Source organism: Pseudomonas agronomica (genome assembly GCF_025917275.1).
GTDB lineage: Bacteria > Pseudomonadota > Gammaproteobacteria > Pseudomonadales > Pseudomonadaceae > Aquipseudomonas > Aquipseudomonas agronomica.
Genome location: NZ_JAOSHO010000731.1, coordinates 1 through 1,941, shown reverse-complemented (window position 1 = coordinate 1,941; position 1,941 = coordinate 1). Strand labels below are relative to the sequence as shown.

The following is a 1,941-nucleotide window of genomic DNA, read 5'->3' as shown; positions in this document are numbered from 1 at the left end:
GTGGGAGCGAGCCTGCTCGCGAACGTCGCGACTCGGTCGCCAGGGCGGTTAGACCAACACCTGCCGAGTGCTGGCCATGTATTCATGAATCTGCTTCTCGACGCGCGGATGAATCAGCTCCACCGGCCGCCGGCCATTGGGGCACGGCAAGGTCTCCGTGGTGCCGAACAGCCGGCAGATCAGCGGCCGCTCGTCATACACCGTGCAACCGTTCGGCCCCAGGTGCACGCAATCGAGTGCTTCCATCGCCGCGTCCTGCTCGGCGCGGGTCTTGCGCGGCAGGCGGGCCATTTCCTCGGGCGAAGTGGTCACCGGACCGCAGCAGTCGTGGCAGCCAGGAACGCACTCAAACGTAGGAATCTGCTGACGCAACGTGCGGATTTTTTGGCTGTTGCAGCTCATCGAGGCGATTACCGGATCGGGACAGCCCCGGATTCTGCCTTAAAAGCCGCAGGCCAGACAGTGCCAGTCGACCAGTGTTGCCGACGGAGGAAAGCACGGCTTATGCTCCGTAAAATTTCTCAAACACAACAATCAGGATTACGCACATGAACGCCCGTGTTCAGCAACCTGTCCCGAGCCACACGCACGCCGCCTCTTATTACGCCGCCAGCAGCCTGCCGCAGCCGGACCATCCGGCGTTGCAAGGCGAGTTGGTCGCGGACGTGTGTGTGGTGGGCGGCGGGTTCTCCGGGTTGAACACGGCCATCGAACTGGCCGAGCGCGGGATGAGCGTGGTCCTGCTCGAAGCACACAAGATCGGCTGGGGCGCCAGCGGACGCAACGGCGGCCAGTTGATTCGCGGCGTTGGCCACGGCCTCGATCAGTTCGCTCCTGTGGTCGGCACCGACGGCGTCCGTCAGATGAAACTGATGGGGCTCGAGGCGGTGGAAATCGTCCGACAGCGAGTCGAGCGTTTTCAGATTGCTTGCGACCTGACCTGGGGTTATTGCGACCTCGCCAACAAACCCGCCGACCTCCAGGGCTTCGCCGAAGACGCCGAAGAACTCCGCAGCCTGGGCTATCGCTACAAGACCCGGCTGCTGCAGGCCGATGAGATGCACAGCGTGGTTGGCTCGGACCGCTACGTTGGTGGCCTGATCGACATGGGTTCGGGGCATCTGCATCCGCTCAACCTGGCGCTGGGCGAAGCGGCCGCTGCGCAGCAACTGGGGGTCCGACTGTTCGAGGGATCGGCTGTTACCCGCATCGACTATGGGCCGCAGATGAAAATCCACACCTCTCAAGGTTTGGTCCGCGCCAATACCCTGGTGCTGGGCTGCAACGCCTACCTCAACGGCCTGAACCAGGAATTGAGTGGAAAAGTATTGCCCGCCGGCAGCTACATCATCGCCACCGAGCCACTGAGCGAAGCCCAGGCTCAATCCCTGTTGCCGCAGAATATGGCCGTCTGTGACCAACGAGTGGCATTGGATTACTACCGACTTTCGGCAGATAGGCGCTTGTTGTTCGGCGGCGCTTGTCACTATTCGGGACGCGATCCGCAGGACATCGGCGCTTACATGCGTCCGAAAATGCTCAAGGTGTTCCCGCAACTGGCGGACGTGAAGATCGATTATCAGTGGGGCGGGATGATTGGCATCGGTGCCAATCGCTTGCCGCAGATCGGCCGGCTCAAGGATCAGCCTAATGTGTATTACGCCCAGGCCTATTCCGGGCATGGCGTGAACGCCACGCACTTGGCGGGCAAACTGTTGGCCGAGGCGATCAGCGGACAACAGGGAGGTGGTTTCGACCTGTTTGCCCAGGTACCGCACATGACCTTCCCGGGCGGCAAGCATTTGCGCTCGCCATTGCTGGCGCTGGGGATGTTGTGGCATCGGTTGAAAGAGCTGGTTTGATCCTTTGTAGGAGCTGCCGCAGGCTGCGATCTTTTGATTTTGAGCTTTCGCTTGCGACTCAATTGTCTGGGACAAGATC

The 1,941-nt window shown here is 61.3% G+C and carries 2 protein-coding genes; one reads left to right on the top strand and one right to left on the bottom strand.

All coding sequences use genetic code 11. The features are described 5' to 3' along the window. Nucleotides 1-48: 48 nt before the first annotated feature. The gene (locus tag OC610_RS26625; protein ID WP_264432206.1) at nucleotides 49-402 is read right to left on the bottom strand and encodes a YkgJ family cysteine cluster protein; all 354 of its coding nucleotides are present in this window, start codon (nucleotides 400-402) and stop codon (nucleotides 49-51) included. A 146-nt stretch (nucleotides 403-548) separates the two neighbouring features. Between OC610_RS26625 and OC610_RS26620 the strand changes: the two genes are divergently transcribed. Continuing rightward, a complete protein-coding gene (locus tag OC610_RS26620) occupies nucleotides 549-1,862 on the top strand; it encodes an NAD(P)/FAD-dependent oxidoreductase (RefSeq protein ID WP_264432204.1) in 1,314 nt (437 codons plus the stop codon). Nucleotides 1,863-1,941: the final 79 nt, after the last annotated feature.

What these genes read in the sequence shown, in the direction of transcription:
- OC610_RS26620 (WP_264432204.1), top strand. Translation starts at nt 549, where the DNA reads ATGAACGCCCGTGTTCAGCAACCTGTCCCGAGCCACACGCACGCCGCC.
- OC610_RS26625 (WP_264432206.1), bottom strand. Translation starts at nt 402, where the DNA reads ATGAGCTGCAACAGCCAAAAAATCCGCACGTTGCGTCAGCAGATTCCT.